At 71.2% G+C, this 16,944-nt stretch carries 13 protein-coding genes; 6 read left to right on the top strand and 7 right to left on the bottom strand.

Annotated features, from left to right (window positions below; translation table 11 throughout):
- The first annotated feature begins 36 nt into the window (after positions 1–36).
- Positions 37–1,407, top strand: a complete 1,371-nt coding sequence (locus NS283_RS02575) for a cryptochrome/photolyase family protein (protein ID WP_058595326.1) — start codon at positions 37–39, stop codon at positions 1,405–1,407.
- A 109-nt stretch (positions 1,408–1,516) separates the two neighbouring features.
- Here NS283_RS02575 and NS283_RS02570 read toward each other — a convergent pair whose 3' ends face one another.
- Both NS283_RS02570 and NS283_RS02565 read right to left on the bottom strand, forming a co-directional pair.
- A complete protein-coding gene (locus NS283_RS02570; protein WP_058595325.1) occupies positions 1,517–1,936 on the bottom strand; it encodes an Asp23/Gls24 family envelope stress response protein in 420 nt (139 codons plus the stop codon).
- 121 nt (positions 1,937–2,057) lie between these two features.
- Positions 2,058–2,363: a hypothetical protein gene (locus tag NS283_RS02565; RefSeq protein ID WP_058595324.1), complete on the bottom strand. Its 306-nt coding sequence runs from the start codon at positions 2,361–2,363 to the stop codon at positions 2,058–2,060.
- A gap of 98 nt (positions 2,364–2,461) precedes the next feature.
- Here NS283_RS02565 and NS283_RS02560 point away from each other — a divergent pair, with 98 nt between their 5' ends.
- Positions 2,462–3,499, top strand: coding sequence for an LLM class flavin-dependent oxidoreductase (locus NS283_RS02560; RefSeq protein ID WP_058595323.1), 1,038 nt, complete (start codon positions 2,462–2,464; stop codon positions 3,497–3,499).
- A gap of 139 nt (positions 3,500–3,638) precedes the next feature.
- Here NS283_RS02560 and pheA read toward each other — a convergent pair whose 3' ends face one another.
- On the bottom strand, positions 3,639–4,601 hold the full coding sequence (pheA, locus tag NS283_RS02555; RefSeq protein ID WP_058595322.1) for a prephenate dehydratase: 963 nt from the start codon (positions 4,599–4,601) through the stop codon (positions 3,639–3,641).
- Positions 4,602–4,830: 229 nt separating this feature from the next.
- Here pheA and NS283_RS02550 point away from each other — a divergent pair, with 229 nt between their 5' ends.
- Both NS283_RS02550 and NS283_RS02545 read left to right on the top strand, forming a co-directional pair.
- Positions 4,831–7,056: a glycosyltransferase family 2 protein gene (locus tag NS283_RS02550; protein ID WP_058595321.1), complete on the top strand. Its 2,226-nt coding sequence runs from the start codon at positions 4,831–4,833 to the stop codon at positions 7,054–7,056.
- Between the two features lie 8 nt (positions 7,057–7,064).
- On the top strand, positions 7,065–8,597 hold the full coding sequence (locus tag NS283_RS02545) for a chitinase (protein WP_058595320.1): 1,533 nt from the start codon (positions 7,065–7,067) through the stop codon (positions 8,595–8,597).
- Here the strand turns inward: NS283_RS02545 and NS283_RS02540 are convergent.
- Together NS283_RS02540 and NS283_RS02535 are read right to left on the bottom strand one after the other, a co-directional pair.
- Positions 8,564–10,732 carry a sensor histidine kinase gene (locus NS283_RS02540; protein WP_058595319.1) on the bottom strand — a complete coding sequence of 723 codons (2,169 nt, stop codon included), beginning with the start codon at positions 10,730–10,732 and terminating at the stop codon, positions 8,564–8,566. The two genes, NS283_RS02545 and NS283_RS02540, sit on opposite strands and share 34 nt — an antisense overlap.
- Positions 10,725–11,378 carry a response regulator transcription factor gene (locus NS283_RS02535; RefSeq protein ID WP_058595318.1) on the bottom strand — a complete coding sequence of 218 codons (654 nt, stop codon included), beginning with the start codon at positions 11,376–11,378 and terminating at the stop codon, positions 10,725–10,727. Before NS283_RS02535 ends, NS283_RS02540 begins: the two co-directional genes overlap by 8 nt.
- Positions 11,379–11,492: 114 nt before the next feature.
- Between NS283_RS02535 and pgm the strand changes: the two genes are divergently transcribed.
- Positions 11,493–13,139, top strand: coding sequence for a phosphoglucomutase (alpha-D-glucose-1,6-bisphosphate-dependent) (gene pgm / locus NS283_RS02530; protein ID WP_058595317.1), 1,647 nt, complete (start codon positions 11,493–11,495; stop codon positions 13,137–13,139).
- 833 nt (positions 13,140–13,972) lie between these two features.
- On the opposite strand, the gene NS283_RS02525 is transcribed toward pgm, so the two are convergent.
- The gene (locus tag NS283_RS02525; protein WP_428838648.1) at positions 13,973–15,055 is read right to left on the bottom strand and encodes an NAD(P)-dependent alcohol dehydrogenase; all 1,083 of its coding nucleotides are present in this window, start codon (positions 15,053–15,055) and stop codon (positions 13,973–13,975) included.
- Positions 15,056–15,333: 278 nt separating this feature from the next.
- Between NS283_RS02525 and NS283_RS02520 the strand changes: the two genes are divergently transcribed.
- On the top strand, positions 15,334–15,915 hold the full coding sequence (locus NS283_RS02520; RefSeq protein WP_153003263.1) for a hypothetical protein: 582 nt from the start codon (positions 15,334–15,336) through the stop codon (positions 15,913–15,915).
- 132 nt (positions 15,916–16,047) lie between these two features.
- On the opposite strand, the gene NS283_RS02515 is transcribed toward NS283_RS02520, so the two are convergent.
- Positions 16,048–16,944 (bottom strand): sugar kinase (locus NS283_RS02515; RefSeq protein WP_346338191.1); only part of this gene is annotated, 897 nt, incomplete at its 5' end.

The following is a 16,944-nucleotide window of genomic DNA, read 5'->3' as shown; positions in this document are numbered from 1 at the left end:
CGGATCAACGGATGCCGCGGTGGATAGCGTCGAGGGATGGCTTCGCCCTCGATCGTGTGGTTCCGTGACGACCTGCGCCTGACCGACAATCCGGCTCTGCGCGCGGCCCTCGACCGCGAGGAGCCGATCGTGGCGCTGTACGTCCTGGACGAGGAGTCCGACGGGGTGCGCCGGATCGGCGGGGCGGCCCGTTGGTGGTTGCACGGGTCTCTGGCATCCCTCGGCGAACGTCTCGAAGAGCGCGGCGGACAGCTGGTGCTGCGTCGAGGCCGCGCGGCCGAGGTCGTACCGGCCGTCGTCGACGAGGTCGGCGCGGGGGCGGTGTTCTGGAATCGGCGCTACGGCGGAGTGGAGCGCGAGATCGACGCCGGGCTCAAGGAGAAGCTGCGCGACGACGGCGTGACCGTCGCGTCGTTCGCGGCGAACCTCCTCTACGAACCGTGGACGGTGCGCACGCAGGCCGACAAGCCCTACGGCGTGTACAGCCCGTTCGCCCGCGCGGTGCAGAAGCTTCCCGCGCCGCGTCCGCCGATGCCGGAGGCGCGCAAGGTGCCGGGGTTCGACGGGCACGTCGACGGCGACGAGCTCGGCGCCTGGGACCTGTTGCCCACGAAGCCCGACTGGGCCGGCGGTCTACGCGAGACGTGGGAGCCGGGCGAGCCGGCCGCGAAGACACGGCTGCGGGAGTTCCTCGACGACGACCTCGGCGACTACTCGACCTATCGCGACGAGTTCGCGGGAGGCGCGACCTCGAACCTCTCGCCGCGCCTGCGCTGGGGCGAGGTGAGCCCCTACCAGGTGTGGCACGACACGATCGAGCACCGCGGCTCGGGAGAGCACGCGAGGAGCGCGAGCGGGTTCCTGTCGGAGCTCGTGTGGCGCGAGTTCGCGTGGCACGTCACCTATCACTCCCCCGACATCGCGACCGTGAACTGGCGCCGCAACTTCGACGCGTTCCCCTGGCCGCGCCTGAACCGCGCACACCTCGAGACCTGGCAGCAGGGCAGAACGGGCGTCGCGGTCGTGGATGCCGGGATGCGTCAGCTGTGGAAGACCGGCGTCATGCACAACCGGGTGCGCATGGTGACGGCATCCTTCCTCATCAAGAACCTGCTGATCGACTGGCGACACGGGGAGCAGTGGTTCTGGGACTGCCTCGTCGACGCGGATGCCGCGAGCAACCCCTTCAACTGGCAGTGGGTCGCGGGATCCGGCGCGGATGCCGCCCCGTACTTCCGCGTGTTCAATCCGGACACGCAGCGCAAGAAGTTCGACCCGCACGACGAGTACGTGCGGGAATGGGCGCCCGAGTTCCTGGACGAGAACCCGCCGGAGCCAATGGTCGATCTGAGCGAGACCCGCAGGCGCGCGCTCGACGCCTACGCGCACGTCCGGCACGGCGGCTGAGCCGAGCCTCCGTCGACGTGGCGTCGCGGCCCCGGACGGACGGTCGCTCGACGTCGCGGCACGCGAAAGGGGCGCCGCCTCTCGGCGACGCCCCTTCTCACGATGGATGTCAGTTGACGCGAGCCTCGTCGGCGTCGTCCTCGTCGTCGTCGCCCGGGATGTAGACGTCGACCACGGTCACGTTGATCTCGGCGACCTTCATGCCGACGAGCTCGGTGATGGCCTGGTGCACGGCCGCGCGGACGTTCGACGCGACACGCTGCAGCTGCTCGGGGTAGTCGACCTGGATCGCGATGTCGGCGGCGACCTCGGTCTCGCCCACCTCGACGCTCACGCCCTGGGCGTAGTCCTTCGCGCCGACGGCCTGGCGGATGTTGCCGATCACGCGGGCCGCACCGCCCCCGAGGGCGTGGACGCCGGGAACCTCGGCCGCGGCGATGCCGGCGACCTTTGCGACGACGGCGTCGACGATGACGGTCGAGCCGCCGTCCTTCGTAGCGGTGGTGGGGGTGGTGGTGGGGGTGGCCATGTCACTTTCCTTCCGTCGTCTCCGGGACCGTGTGTCCCGCGATGTCATAGATGAGACGAGGCGGGAAGCGGATTCGTCACGAGGATTTCCTGAGAGAAAGCTGGGGATGGATGCCGCGGGTTCAGGCGTCGAAGAATCCGCCGTACGGGTCGTCGGAGTCGCCGGTGTCGCGCGCGTCGTATGGGACGGTCTCGACCGAGAGGATCGCGCGCGAATGCGCGGTGAAGAGGGCGCTCACCTCGCGGTTGCCGACGACGACGAACGACACGAAGCCGCCGCCCGCCTGGACCGCTTCCTCGATTCGCGCCTTCAGCGCGACGAGGTCCTGCCCCTGCGCGAGGAAGAACGATGCCTCGTCGATCGCGATCTGCGTCCGCACCATCGTGCGTCGGTCGGGCTGCATGTCACCTGCCTGATCGTGGCTCATGCCGGGAGGCTAGGCGGCTCGGGTGAAGACCGCGAGGGGGGTTGCCGTGTGCACGACGACGGAATACACAGCGCCTCCGCGGGGTTCTCTCCACCGTGATGCCCTCCCTCTCTGTTCTCGACCTCGTCCCGGTTCGTGCGGGACAGACCAGCGCTCAAGCCGTGGCTGCGGCCCTCGACTTGGTGGAGCGCGCGGACCGCCTCGGCTACCGCCGGTACTGGTTCGCCGAGCATCACAACATGCCCGCTGTCGCGTCGACGACTCCCCCCGTCCTGATCGCCGCTGCCGCCGCTCGCACCTCGCGCATCCGCGTGGGGTCGGGCGGCGTGATGCTGCCGAACCACTCGCCGCTCATCGTGGCCGAGCAGTTCGCCGCACTCGAGGCGATCGCCCCCGGCCGCATCGACCTCGGGATCGGCCGCGCGCCCGGCAGCGACCCGGTCATCACGCAGCTGCTGAACCGCTCGGGCACGACGAGCGACGTCTCCCGCTTCCCCGACCACGTGACCGACATCATGGCGCTCACCTCACCCGAGGGGGCGACCGTCCGGTTCACCTCGGGCACCGAGTATCAGGTGAAGGCCACGCCGTCGGCATCCGGGATGCCACAGGTCTGGCTCCTCGGTTCGAGTGACTACTCCGCGCAGCTCGCGGCTTCGTTCGGTCTGCCGTACGTCTTCGCCAACCATTTCTCGGGCGAGGGACTCGATCACGCCCTGCGCCTGTACCGCGACCAGTTCGTCCCGAACGAGTCGGGCGAGGGACCCCGCACCTTCGTCACCGCCAACGTCGTCGCCGCGCCCACCGCCGAAGAGGCGGAGGAGCGGGCGATGCCGCAGCTGCGGATGATGGCGCGTCTGCGCACGAACCGCCCCCTGACGCCGCTCGAGACGGTGGAGCAGGCGAAGGCCGATCCGTTCGACGCGATGGCGGAGTCGATCATGGCCTCGACGCGGCAGAAGTGGTTCGTGGGCACGGGTGCTGACGTTCAGGGGCAGCTTGCCGCGTTCGCCGCGCAGCACGGCGTCGACGAGATCATGGTGTCGCCCGTGGCGGGCGCGTACGACGGCGAGGGTTCCGAGGGGCGCGCGCAGACGCTCGAGCTCATCGCGGCGCCGGCGGCCGTGGCGGCCTGAGGGTTCGCGGCCGGGGCCGGTGGCCTGTACCGTCGGGCGGAGTCCGTCTCCGACACGCCGAGGCACGGCATCCTGAACCGGCGTGTCCGGCAGAAACTCCGCCGGACGGTCCGGCCGGCAGGGCTCGACGGAAGGGCCGTCAGGCCTCGGGCTCTCCGCTCAGCAGGCCGCGGAGCCAGTCGCGGGCCTCGACGAAGACGTCGTCGCTGTACCGCTGCGGGTAGCGGACGATCGCGCGGTCCGCACGCGCGTACGAGCCGAGGAAGATCACCTTGGGGCTGAACCGGCGAAGGCCGAGGAGGGCATCGGCCATGCGCTCGTCCTGCACGTGTCCGTCGGCGTCGATGACGAAGCGGTAGCGGCCGAGCGCGTCTCCGATGGGGCGGGATGCCAACAGGCTCAGGTTGATGCCCCGGGTGGCGAACTGCTCGAGCAGTTCGAGAAGCGCACCCGGGTGGTCCTCGGGCAGCTCGACGATGAGCGAGGTCTTGTCGGCGCCCGTCGGAGGAGCGGGGGCCACGGTGCGGCTGACGAGCACGAAGCGCGTCACCGCGTTGGGGTTGTCGCCGATGTTCTCGGCCAGCACCGCGACATCGTGGTGGGCGACAATGCCGGGAGCGGCGATCGCGGCATCCGCGGCGCTCGTCCCGTCGAGCACGCCGAGGGCGCTGGCGACGTTGCTCTCGGCGGGCAGGTGCGCGTGGGCGGGCACGTGCTCGCTCAGCCACTTCAGGCACTGGCCGTACGCCACGGGATGCGCGGCGACGAGCGAGACGTCGGCGAGGGTCGCGCCCGGACGCCCCACGAGAACGAAGTTCACCGGCACGAGGTACTCGCCGACGATGCGCAGGCCCGGCACCGTGGCCAGGGCGTCCTGCGCGGTGGAGACGCCCCCGTCGACCGAGTTCTCGATCGCGATCATCGCGGCATCCGATCGCCCCTCGACTACGTCGGCGAGCGCCTCGCCGACGTTGCGGACGGGCCGCCAGATCTGATCGCGCGCCTCCGGCACCTGAGCGAGCGCGGCCTCGGTGAAGGTCCCGGCCGGGCCGAGGTAGCTGTAGGTACGGCGGGCGGGGGTGTGATCTGTGTCGGGCAGCACCGGCTCAGCCTAGTGCGCCGGGATCGAGCGGGGTTTCGCCGACCCCCTCGGTCGCGGCGACCCCTTCGGCGGCGGGGCTCGGCATCCGTTCGCAAACCACCTGAATCGGTGGGCGAACCGACCGTGCCATCGACGACGAACGAGGACGATACGACGTAGGCGTCGACCCCCACCGATGCCTGCCCGGCGGGACCCGACCCGCCGGGCACTCGCTCGAAGGCCAGCCACCATGCCCGAGAAGACCATCGTCGTTCCTCCTCGCCGTCAGCGCGGAACCGACCGCGACGCGACACCGCAACCGGTCACGCACACGCGCCCCTCCGCGCGACGCATCGCACGGGCGCGCCTCGCCGTGGTGCTGTGCGCGCTCATGTGGGTGCTGTACTGCGCCACCGTCGTCGTCGCCCTCTCCCGCGGCGGGGCGCTCGTCGACGCCGCCCAACTCATCACGACCGCGGTGTTCCTCGTCTCGGTCACGTTCCTCACCCTCTCGGCGTGCATGCACCTGCTCGCGCGCTCCGGCGCCCTGCCTCGATTCGCCGCCCACCGGCGGACGCGCCGCATCGTGCTCGACGAGCACTTCGCCGGCCGCGAGCCCCGGCTCACGGCGCTGCTGCCCTCGCGGGCGGAGGATCCCGCGCTCGTACGGATGGGGCTGTGGTCGGTGGCGCTGCAGGAGTTCCCGCGCATCGACATCGTGCTGCTGCTCGACGACGACCCCTCGCCCGTCGACGACGACGCTCGGGCGGGGCTGGAGGGATGCCGTCGGCTCACCGGCGAACTCACGGCGACGCTGCGGCCCGTCGTCGACCGGGTCGAGGCTGCAGCTGCCCGCGTACAGGACGAGGCGATCGGCGACGCGGAGGCGACCGAGGTCGTCATGCGCGAGCACGCCGCGTGCGCCCAGTGGCTGCGGGCTCGCGCCGCGGAGGAACCCACGACGACGCACGTGGAGGTGTTCTTCGTCGAACAGGTCCTGAGACGCCTCGCCGACGAACTGGATGCCACGGCCACCGCGCTCAAGGAGGCCGCCGAGGCCGGGGAGCCACCGCTCGCCGTCGAGCGCGCCCGTCACCTGATGGATCGGCTCGTGCGGATCTTCGGCTTCCGAGCCCGGACCTTCGAACGGCGCCGGTACACGAACCTCCCGCACACGGCGAACAAGGCCATGAACCTCAACGCGTACCTCGGGCTGATGGGCGGCCGGTACCGCGAGCAGGCGGGGGTCGGGGGTGTCGCCCTCGAGCGGGTCGACGAGGGCCCCGCGGATCTCGACGTTCCCGAGAGCGACTACGTGCTCACCCTGGACGCCGACTCGATGCTGCTGCCCGGGTACTGCATGCGTCTGATCCACGCCCTCGAACAGCCCGAGAACGCCGGCGTCGCCGTGATCCAGACTCCCTACTCGGCTTATCGCGGAGCACCGACGCGCCTGGAACGGCTCGCGGGGGCGACCACCGACCTGCAGCACATCGTCCACCAGGGGCTGACCGCCTTCGACGCCACCTTCTGGGTGGGGGCGAACGCGATCCTGCGGTGGGAAGCTGTCCGCTCGCTCCGGCGTGAAAGCCGGGAGGACGGCATCCGCATCGTCCGGTTCATCTCGGACCGCACCGCGATCGAAGACACCGAGTCGTCGATCGACATCGCCGCGCACGGCTGGTCGCTGCTGAACTACCCGGAGCGGCTGAGCTACAGCGCGACGCCTCCGGACTTCGGGACGCTGGTGATCCAGCGACGACGGTGGGCGGACGGCGGACTGCTCGTGCTGCCGAGACTGCACGCGTTGGCGCTCCAGCGTCGGCGCGAAGGGCGGCCGCTGGGGCTCGCGCAACGGCTGCTGAGGATGAACTACCTGGGCTCGGTTTCGTGGGTGACCCTCGGGCTGCTCGCGGTCCTCACCCTGTACCCGATGGACGGGCAGTTGGTCACGCTGCTGCTCCTGCTCATCGCGGTGCCGTACTTCACCGAGATGGCCTCCGACCTGCACGCGCTCGGCTATCACCGGCGGGACGTCGCCGCGATCTACGGGCTGAACCTGCTCCTGCTGCCCGTGAACCTGGCGGGAAGCGCCGCCTCTCTCGTCCAGGTGCTGAGCGGTCGACGAGCCCGATTCGCCCGCACGCCGAAGGTCTCGACGCGAACCCGCGTGCCCGCTCTGTATCTGCTCGCTCCGCTCGCGATCGCGGGCATCGCGATCGCGGTGGCCGTCCGATCCGTGTTCACTCAGGCGTGGGGGACGACGGTGTTCGCCGCCTTCACGGCGCTCGCGATCCTGTGGGCGATCACGCGGTTGATCGGCATCCGGCACACGGTCTCGGACCTGTGGTTCGCGTGGCTCGACTGGATCTGGGTCACCCCGGTGGTGCCCGCGCCCGCGCCCGATCTCGGTCGCGCGCGCTGGGCGGCCGTGCTCGACGACGGCCCGCTGGACGCGACCGGAGCCGTCGCGTGAGCCCCGTCATGGCACCCGCCCGCTCGCGCTTCGCGGGGCGACGCCTGTCGTTCGGGCGGGTCGCGTTGACCGTTCTCGCGGCTCTCGCCGTCGTCGGGGTCGGGGCCGCGGCCGCCGTCGTGCCCGTCCTCACGACGCCTGCCACCGCGCCGGGCTCGGACCGGTGGTTCGCCGGCTACTACGACGTCACCCTCGACAGCGGCGAGCAGCTCGCGCGGAGCACCATGGCCGAGGGACCCGGCGGGATCGTGCTCGCGTTCGTCGTGGCGGCCGGAGACGCCGACTGCACGCCGACCTGGGGCAAGGCGTACACGCTCGACGACGCGGCATCCCGATTCCAACTCGACCGCCGCGTGGAGCGCCTCCGCCGCGAGGGGCGTCCGCTCGCCGTGTCGTTCGGGGGCGCGATCAATACGGAACTCGCGTCGGCCTGCTCCACCGTGGACGCCCTCGCCCGCGCCTATGGTCTGGTTCTCGACCGGTACGGCATCGACGTCATCGACCTCGACATCGAGGGCGACGCGCTTCGCGACACCGCGGCGACGGCGAGACGGGCGGCCGCGGTCGCCCAGCTCCAGCGGGAGCGCGCCGCGGACGGACGCCCGCTCGACGTCTGGCTCACCCTGCCCGTGGCCCCGAACGGACTGACCGACGACGGTCTCGCGCAGGTGTCGTCGTTGATGGATGCCGGGGTGTCGATCGCGGGGGTGAACGCGATGACCATGAACTTCAACGCCGACGACCGCTCGGTGTCGATGGCCGACCTGTCGATCGGCGCGCTGCGAGCGACCGCCGCGCAGCTCGAGACCGCGTGGAACGAACGGAAGCTGCCGCTGCCCGCCGGAGGGGCGTGGTCGCTGCTCGGAGCGACGCCGATGATCGGGCAGAACGACGTCGAGCACGAGGTGTTCAGCCTCGACGACGCGCACGCTCTCGCGGCGTTCGCCGACGAGGTGGGTCTCGAGCGCATGTCGTTGTGGTCGGTGAATCGCGACCGTACCTGTGGCACCAACTACCCGCATCCGCGGACCGTGTCGGTGTCGTGCAGCGGTGTCGAGCAGGCGGGAGAGACGTTCTCGGACGTGCTGGGCGCCGGGCGCGACGGCACCCCCTCGGGGCGGATCGCGCCCGAAGACGACTCCCCCGTCATCGCGGACGATCCCGAGACCAGCCCCTTCCCCGTCTGGTCGTCGCAGTCGTTCTACTCGGCGGGCGTCTTCGTCGTGTGGCACGGATCGGTCTACGTGTCGAAGTGGTGGAACGAAGACGGCGCGGTCCCGGATGACCCGACCCTGGATGCCGCCGCCTCGGCCTGGACCTACGTCGGTCCTGTGCTGCCCGGCGACAAGCCCTACGCCCTGCCTCAGCTTCCGGCGGGGACCTATCCCGAGTGGGTCGCGGGCGACCTCTACAACCAGGGCGACCGCGTCATGTACAACGGCAGCGGGTACGAGGCCAAGTGGTGGTCGCGGGGTCAACGCCCCGACCGATCCGTGACGGACCGGGACTACTCGCCCTGGAAGCTCGTGACCGAGCCCTGAGCGGCGCCCTCAGCGGCCCCGTGAGCGGCATCCTCGAAGAGGAGCGGCCGTCCGTCGATCGTGACGCTCGCCACCGTCTGTCTTCCCGGCGGAAGGAGCCGACCGACGACACTCCGCTGCGCCTGGGCCACCGCGTCGACCATCCAGGTCGTCACGGCGCGGATGTCGGTGTCCGACAGGCTCTGGTCGCTGTCGTCGAGCAGGACCACGTCGACGCCGCGACCGCGCGCCGCCGCGACCGCTCCGCGCAGAGGCTCGCGAGACAGAGCGCCCGCGCGCAGGCCGTCGCGCAGGGCTCCTTCGAGCGCGGCGTACTCCCGCCGGTCGGCGTCGGACACCGGGTGCCCCTCGCCGATGCGCGAGAGTAACGGGACCACGGTGCGCGCGAGATCGTCGGTGCGCTCCCGCAACTCGGCGCGCGCACCGCGCGACCAGCTCTCCTGCTCCGCCGCCGTCACGGCCTGGTGATGGAGCGCGGCGATGCGCCGTTGCATCCGTCGGACGACCAGCAGCATCACCGTCGCGATGACGACGATGAGGGCGGGGCGGGTCGTCAGCGCGAGGATCTGACCGAGGGAGGCACCGTCGACCAGCCCACCGGCGATCACGATGGCGATCACGACCGCTCCGGCCACGAGGGCGGTCGCATATCTCCCCCGGATCGCGAGCCCGACGAGAAGGAACGCGAGAGCCACGACGGGCCAGAGATCGCCGTACGTGGTGGGAGCGGCGACGACGGTGATGACCGCACCGAGCACAGCGGCCGCGACGACGACGGCCGTCCGCCCCAGGCCGGGTACGAGTCCCGGAGACCGTCGCAGCGCTTCCGCCGCGATGACGACGACGAGGAGGATCGCGAGCTGGCGCGGCCACGACGACGGGTCGGCGACCACCATGACGATGGCGCACGCCACCTGTACGACGACGAAGCCGGCCCCGATGAAGGCGGCTCCGCGCCGCAGAGACCGCCGATCGCCGGGCACGGCGACTTCGACGGCGTCCTCCGGGACGTACGACAGGACGACACGCGTCCCCTGCCCGGGCGCCGATTCGACGCGTGCAGCGCCGCCCGGGATGCGCGCCATCCGACCCACGATGCTCTGACGCACACCGAGACGATCGTCGGCGATGCGCGTCGGGTCGAACCCCTCGCCGGTGTCGGCAATCTCGACGTCGACGGCCCCGCCGCTCACGCGCACGGTCATCGAGCGCGATGCCCCGGAAGCGTGACGTCGGGCGTTGTCGAGGGCCTGGCGGGCGGCGCCGAGAATCGCCTCCCGCGCCGCCGGCGGCAGCGGCGGCACACTCGACGTGGGAGGGGTGTACTCGGCGCCGAAGGCGCGGGCCTCGGAGGAGAGAGCGGCCTCGAGGGGCACCACGCCACCGGCGTCGTCATCGACGAGACGCGTGAGCATGTCGACCGCGCGCCGTGCCTGTGCGGCCAGTCGATCCGTGGGCACCGGCAGCGGAGACGCCGCCAGCGCGAGCGTCGCGAGGGCTTCGTCGTGCACGAGCGCCGCCGTGCGTGTGCGCGCCGCGAGTCGACCGCGCTCGGCGTACTCGCGTGAGCCGGCCTCCCGTCGGGCGGCCGCTGCCTGGTCGAGGCCGGCACCGACCGAGAGGACGTACCCGCCGAGGACGCAGATGACCGAGGCGGTGAGCACTGCGTGCGCGTCGTTGATGACCCCATCGACATCGAAGCCGCCGAACCCCAGGCGATAGAACACCCCCGCCGTCGCCCCGAAGAGCACGGTCGCCCAGCCCCACCGGACCCCTCCCGCGACGAGAGCGGCCGCGACGGCGGCACTGGACGCGGTCAGGAGCCATGGCATCCGCTCCACATGGCCGACGTTCGCGGCGAGTGGGAACAGGGCGACGAAGATCAGGTACGTCGCCAGCGCCACAGCGGCTCCGGTGCGCAGGGCGGGCGCCGGGAGCAGCGGCGCGATGAGCCCGACGAAGAGCGTGATCGCGCCCGCGCTCGTCCCGAGCGCGTTGTACCAGAGGGGGAATCCCTGTTGCTCGCCCTGGCTGAGGAACCCCGCGTTGACGACCGCGACGACGACGATCAGGAACGCCGACGCCCGGATGACGACGAGGCGGGCGGCGCGCAGCCCCGACCGCTCGTCAGACACGGCGCGGGCCCGGCACGAACCCGTCTTCGATGCCGCGCTGATAGAGCTCGACCTTGGATGCCGCCGGCCGTCCGAGCAACTGGTAGACCGCCCGGATGCGTCGCAGGTGATCGTTCACGGTGTTCTCGGAGATGAAGAGCTGGGCCGCCACCTCTCGCGCGCCGAGGCCGGACGCGTAGAGGCCGAGCACCTCGCGCTCACGCTCGGTCAGGGGCGCGCCCTGCAGCAGCGGATCGGCATCGACGGCCGAGGCCCACTCGGTCGTCGCGACGTGCTCGCCCGCGACGGCCGCGGCGATGGCCTCGAGCAGGGCGGCCGGAGGGGCGGATTTGCGCACGATCCCGGCGACATCGGCCCGTGACGCGGCGCGCACGAGGAAAGGGTCCTCACCCGACGTCAGCACGAGAACGTGCGCGCCCCACCTGCGCAAGGATGCGACGTTCTCGTCCGGGGTGGAGCCGTCCCGCAGGCTCAGGTCGAGGAGCACCAGGTCGGCGTCGAGGGCACGGGAGGTCAGCGCCTTCACGGTGCCGGCGTGCCGTGCGAACGTCAGGCCCTCGGCATCCGCGAGGAGGTTCCGGACCGCGAGGGCGACGAGTTCGTGATCGTCGACGATCGCCACGCGCGCGTCAGTCCCGGCACCCATGGCGATGAGTATGACGTATTCGCGTGCATGGGGTGAAAAGCATTTCGACAACGGATTCCCTTGGATTGTGTCGTCGCGTGTGCGCATGTCGGATACAGCGGGCAGACTGGGCGCATGAGCAGTCGCGCAGGGCAGCCCGCAGAGGCATCCGATCTCATCGACATCGACGAACTGATCGCGGCGTACTACGACCGCAGACCGGATGCCACGGTCCCGGAGCAGCGCGTTGCGTTCGGCACCAGTGGTCACCGCGGATCGTCGCTGAGCACGAGCTTCAACGAGGACCACATCCTCGCCACGACCCAGGCGATCGTCGACTACCGCGCGGCGCAGGGCATCACCGGACCGCTGTTCCTCGGGCGTGACACGCACGGCCTGTCGCTGCCCGCCGAGCGCAGCGCGATCGAGGTTCTCGTCGCGAACGGCGTCGACGTGCGCGTCGACTCGCGCGACTCGTGGGTGCCGACCCCCGCACTCAGCCACGCGATCCTCACCTACAACCGCGGCCGCGCTCTCGACGATCCGGGCCGTTCCGACGGCATCGTCGTCACCCCGTCGCACAACCCTCCGCGCGACGGCGGCTTCAAGTACAACCCCCCGCACGGCGGCCCCGCCGACACCGACGCGACCGGCTGGATCGCCGACCGCGCGAACGAGCTCATCGCCGCGGGTCTCGAGGGCGTGAAGCGCACCCGTCACGCCGACATCGACCTCGACGGCCTGGGCCAGTACGACTTCCGCGACGCGTACGTGCGGGATCTGGCATCCATCATCGACGTCGACGCGATCAAGAGCGCCGGAGTCCGCATCGGCGCCGACCCGCTCGGCGGAGCGTCGGTCGAGTACTGGGCGCTCATCGCCGAGGTGTACGGCCTCGACCTCACCGTCGTGAACCCCGAGGTCGACCCGACGTGGAAGTTCATGACGTTGGACTGGGACGAGAAGATCCGCATGGATCCCTCGTCGCCGTCGGCCATGGCGTCGCTCGTCGCCGCGCGTGACGAGTACGACATCCTCACCGGTAACGACGCGGACGCCGACCGCCACGGCATCGTCACCCCCGACGCGGGGCTGATCAACCCCAACCACTACCTCGCGGTCGCGATCGACTACCTGTTCTCGCACCGTCCGAACTGGCCCGCCGACGCCGCCGTGGGCAAGACCCTCGTGTCGTCGATGATCATCGACCGGGTGGCAGCGTCGCTCGGGCGGCAGTTGCTCGAGGTTCCCGTCGGCTTCAAGTGGTTCGTCCCCGGGTTGCTCGACGGCTCCGTCGCCTTCGGCGGTGAGGAGTCGGCCGGAGCGTCGTTCCTGCGCAAGGACGGCACCGTCTGGACCACCGACAAGGACGGCATCCTGCTCTGCCTGCTCGCCGCCGAAATCCTCGCGGTCACCGGCAAGACGCCGTCGCAGCGGTACGCCGAGCTCGAGGCCGAGTTCGGCGCCTCGGCCTACCAGCGCGTCGACGCCCCCGCGTCGCCCGCGCAGAAGTCGGCGCTGTCGAAGCTGTCGCCGGATGCCGTGACCGCCACCGAACTCGCGGGTGAGCCGATCACCGCGAAGCTCTCGCACGCGCCCGGCAACGGCGCCGCGATCGGCGGCCTCAAGGTGCAGACCGAGTCCGCGTGGTTCGCCGCCCGCCCCTCCGGCACCGAAGATGTCTACAAGCTGTACGCCGAGTCGCTCCGCGGCGAGGAGCACCTCCGCGAGGTGCAGGAAGAGGCGCGGGCGGTCGTGTCGGCAGCGCTCGGTCAGGCGTAACGCTCTCGTCGAAAGCGGCGTCGCCCTGCGGGGCGGCGCCGCTTTGGCGCGTAGGGTGGGGCGGGGCGCGGGCCGGGCGCGGGCCGTCAGGCGGAACCCGAGAGAGACACGCCGATGGCCGCGGCCCGGCACACGGCGTGTCGCCCACGAACTCCGCACGACGGCACAGGGACAGGGATGCCGCCGCCCCGGCGACCCGAAAACGTCGAGGCCACGGCATCCGGAACCGCGAGCCCTCAGGCGGAACCCGAGAGAGACACGCCGATGGCCGCGGCCCGGCACACGGCGTGTCGCCCACGAACTCCGCACGACGGCACAGGGACAGGGATGCCGCGGACCCGACGACCCGAAAACGTCGAGGCCACGGCATCCGGAACCGCGAGCCCTCAGGCGGAATCCGAGAGAGACACGCCGGTCGCCGCGGCACGGGTCACGGCGTGTCGGGCACGAACTCCGCACGACGGCACGGGGACAGGGATGCCGCGGACCCGACGACCCGAAAACGTCGAGGCCACGGCATCCGGAACCGCGAGCCCTCAGGCGGAATCCGAGAGAGACACGCCGGTGCCCGCGGCACGGGTCACGGCGTGTCGGGCACGAACTCCGCACGACGGCACGGGGACAGGGATGCCGCGGCCCCGGCGACCCGGAAACGTCGAGGCCACGGCATCCGGAACCGCGAGCCGTCAGGCGGAACCCGAGAGAGACACGCCGGTGCCCGCGGCACGGGTCACGGCGTGTCGGGCACGAACTCCGCACGACGGCACAGGGCGAGGGACGCCGCGGCCCCGACGCTCTAGGGAATGTCGGGGCCGTGGCATCCGGAGCCGGGGTCAGGCGGGGGCGAAGGTCTTCGCGTCGATGACGAAGCGGTAGCGCACGTCGCTGTTGAGCACGCGCTCGTAGGCTTCGTTGATCTGGTCGGCCGAGATGAGCTCGGTCTCGGGCGCGATGCCGTGCTCGGCGCAGAAGTCGAGCATCTCCTGGGTCTCGCGGATGCCGCCGATCGACGAACCGGCGAACGAACGGCGGTTGGTGAACAGCGTGAAGACCTGGATGGGCAGGGGCTCCGGCGGGGCGCCGACGTTCACCATCGTGCCGTTGAGCGTGAGCAGGCCGAGGTACTTCCGCAGCTCGAGCGGGGCGCTGACCGTGTTGATGATGAGGTCGAAGCTCTTCTTGAGCTTCTCGAACGTCTCGTCGTCCTTCGTGGCGTAGTAGTGGTCGGCGCCCATCTTCAGGCCGTCGTCCTTCTTGCTGAGCGTCTGCGACAGCACCGTGACCTCGGCACCCATGGCGTGGGCGATCTTGACGGCCATGTGGCCGAGTCCGCCGAGACCCACGACCGCGACCTTCTTGCCGGGGCCGGCGTTCCAGTGGTTCAGCGGCGAGTACGTCGTGATGCCGGCGCAGAGCAGCGGAGCGGCCTTCTCGTAGGGGATCGACTCGGGCACGCGCAGCACGAAGTGCTCGTCGACGACGATTCTCTCGCTGTAGCCGCCCTGCGTGATGGTGCCGTCGACGTCCTTACCGGCGTAGGTGCCGATGTTGCCCTTCTCGCAGTACTGCTCCTCGCCCGCGAGGCAGTTGTCGCACTCGCGGCACGAATTGACCATGCAGCCGACGCCGACGCGATCGCCGACCTTGTGCGAGGTCACCTCGGAGCCGACCTCGGCGACCGTGCCGACGATCTCGTGGCCGACGGTCAGGGGGTAGGGCACGTCGCCCCACTCGCCGCGGATGGTGTGGATGTCGGAGTGGCAGATGCCGGCGTAGGCGATGTCGATGAGGACGTCCTTCGGGCCGACGTCACGACGCTCGATGGTCGTGGGCTCGAGGGGCGAGGTCGCGGACGACGCCGCGTAGGCGTTGACGTGCATGGGTCTCCTCAGGAGGGTCGATGCGGATGCATCCATCCTCCTCCTCGCCGCGATTCCCGGCGCGGGCTTGCACGGATGTGCGCGAACTGTCACGAACGCGGCGATGGCGCGCTCGCGCAGTGTGCCGTCAGGCGGAGTCGGTGGGCGGCGCGCGGGCGGGGACAGGGCCTGGGCGGCGTGTCGGGGACGGAGTCCGCGGGACGGCCCGGGGCCTCGCGACTCGTCTCAGTCCCTTCGACGGGCTCAGGGACCTCGCGAGCGGGCAGGGGTGCGGTCGACGGCGCTCTCGGCGCACGGCGCGCTACGGTGAACCCGTGCCCTCCCTCTCGCCGCGTACTCGCCGAGCACCCGTGATCCTCGCGCTCGCCGGGGTGACGTTGTCGATTCTCACGGCGTGCGTTCCGGATGCCACGCCCTCGGGCGATGCGGCTCGGACCACCCCGCCGACCGTGGCGGCCGCCACCCCCACCCCGAGCGTCAGCGCGACCACCGATGCGCGTCTCACGGCTCCGGCCTCCGCGCGCGTGGCGCCGACGTGTGACAACATCATGGATCCGGCATCCGGGAAGACGGTGCGCGACGTCGTTCTCCCCGAGGGGGCCGTCACACTCCCGGACTACCCCGCGATCGCACAGGGTCCCAGATGCTCCACCGATGGGTCACCCGCCGGCGACGACTACACGTGGTCGCCGGCGTCGCGGACGGACTGGGACGCCCTCGTCGCTGAGCTCACCACCGACAGCGCCTGGTTCACCGAGGAAGGCCCGCGCGGCACCTACCTGACGTACAAGATCGACGGCCGTTACAACCAGACGTTCCTCTTCACGGGCGACGCCGTCATCCTGGCCCCGTGGAAAGCCGCGACCGACTTCGTCATCGGCCCGCCGCTCGCCTGAGGTGACGCTCTCCCGCTGACCCCGGCCCGCTGGACCCCGGCCCACTGGACCCCGGCCCACTGGACCTCGGCCCGCTGAACGCGACCGGACACGGCGACGCCCGCGTCGAGACGGGTCAGCTCGGAAGTCGTCTCAGTCGGAGCCTCGGCGCGCCCCGGAGTCGTCCAGGGAGTCGCCGTAGGTGCGAAGCGTCAGGGCCGCCCTCTCGTGCCCCGCCGCGAGGCGAGCCGCGGGATCGCCACCGCGAGCACGCGCCGCGAGATACCCGCCGGCGAAGGCGTCGCCCGCGCCGACGGCGTCAAGGACCTCGACGCGAAGAGCGGGGACGAACGTGCGCTCGGCGCCCGCGAACACGGTCGCGCCGATGTCGCCGTCCTTCACGACGAGTTCCGGAACGTCGGGGAACAGGGCGCGGACGTCGACGTCGCGGGGTGTCTTCCAGAGGGTCTCGGCCTCGTCGCGTCCGACGAAGACGACGTCGGCGCGGGCTGCGAGGTCGGCGAGCACGGGGGCAGCCTCGGCCGCCGACCAGAGCGCCGACCGGTGGTTCACGTCGAAGCTCACCGTCACGCCCCGCGACCGGGCGCGGGCCATCGCCGCGAAGAGAAACCCGCGCGCGGAGGTCGAGATGGCCGCCGTGATCCCCGACACGTGCAGCACGGAGACGTCGTCGAGGGCGAGGACCTCGGCATCCGTCGACGAGAGGGCGGATGCCGCGGACCCGCGCCGGTAGTACCGCACACCGCGGCCGGGGTCTTTGACGTACAGCCCTGTCGGGCGCTCGACGTCGCGCACGACCCCCGCGGTGTCGACACCGCGCGCGGCGACCTGCCGCAGCACCCGATCGCCGAGCGCGTCGGCGCCGAGCCTGCTGAACCAGCGGGCGGTCATTCCTCCGGCGGCGGCATGCGCGGCGACGTTCGACTCCGCGCCGCCCGCGTCGACGAGGAAGTCCACGGCACCCATCACTCCCCCGCCGTCGGCGGGGGCCAGCATCGCCATCGTCTCGCCGACGGCGAGCAGCACGGA

The sequence above is a fragment of the Microbacterium testaceum genome (assembly GCF_001476285.1).
Classification (GTDB): domain Bacteria; phylum Actinomycetota; class Actinomycetes; order Actinomycetales; family Microbacteriaceae; genus Microbacterium; species Microbacterium testaceum_B.
This window is presented reverse-complemented; position numbering and strand designations above follow the sequence as displayed.

Coding starts and splice junctions, on each gene's coding strand:
- NS283_RS02575 (WP_058595326.1), top strand. CDS start 37: ATGGCTTCGCCCTCGATCGTGTGGTTCCGTGACGACCTGCGCCTGACC.
- NS283_RS02570 (WP_058595325.1), bottom strand. CDS start 1,936: ATGGCCACCCCCACCACCACCCCCACCACCGCTACGAAGGACGGCGGC.
- NS283_RS02565 (WP_058595324.1), bottom strand. CDS start 2,363: ATGAGCCACGATCAGGCAGGTGACATGCAGCCCGACCGACGCACGATG.
- NS283_RS02560 (WP_058595323.1), top strand. CDS start 2,462: ATGCCCTCCCTCTCTGTTCTCGACCTCGTCCCGGTTCGTGCGGGACAG.
- NS283_RS02550 (WP_058595321.1), top strand. CDS start 4,831: ATGCCCGAGAAGACCATCGTCGTTCCTCCTCGCCGTCAGCGCGGAACC.
- NS283_RS02545 (WP_058595320.1), top strand. CDS start 7,065: ATGGCACCCGCCCGCTCGCGCTTCGCGGGGCGACGCCTGTCGTTCGGG.
- NS283_RS02535 (WP_058595318.1), bottom strand. CDS start 11,378: ATGGGTGCCGGGACTGACGCGCGCGTGGCGATCGTCGACGATCACGAA.
- pgm (WP_058595317.1), top strand. CDS start 11,493: ATGAGCAGTCGCGCAGGGCAGCCCGCAGAGGCATCCGATCTCATCGAC.
- NS283_RS02525 (WP_428838648.1), bottom strand. CDS start 15,055: ATGGATGCATCCGCATCGACCCTCCTGAGGAGACCCATGCACGTCAAC.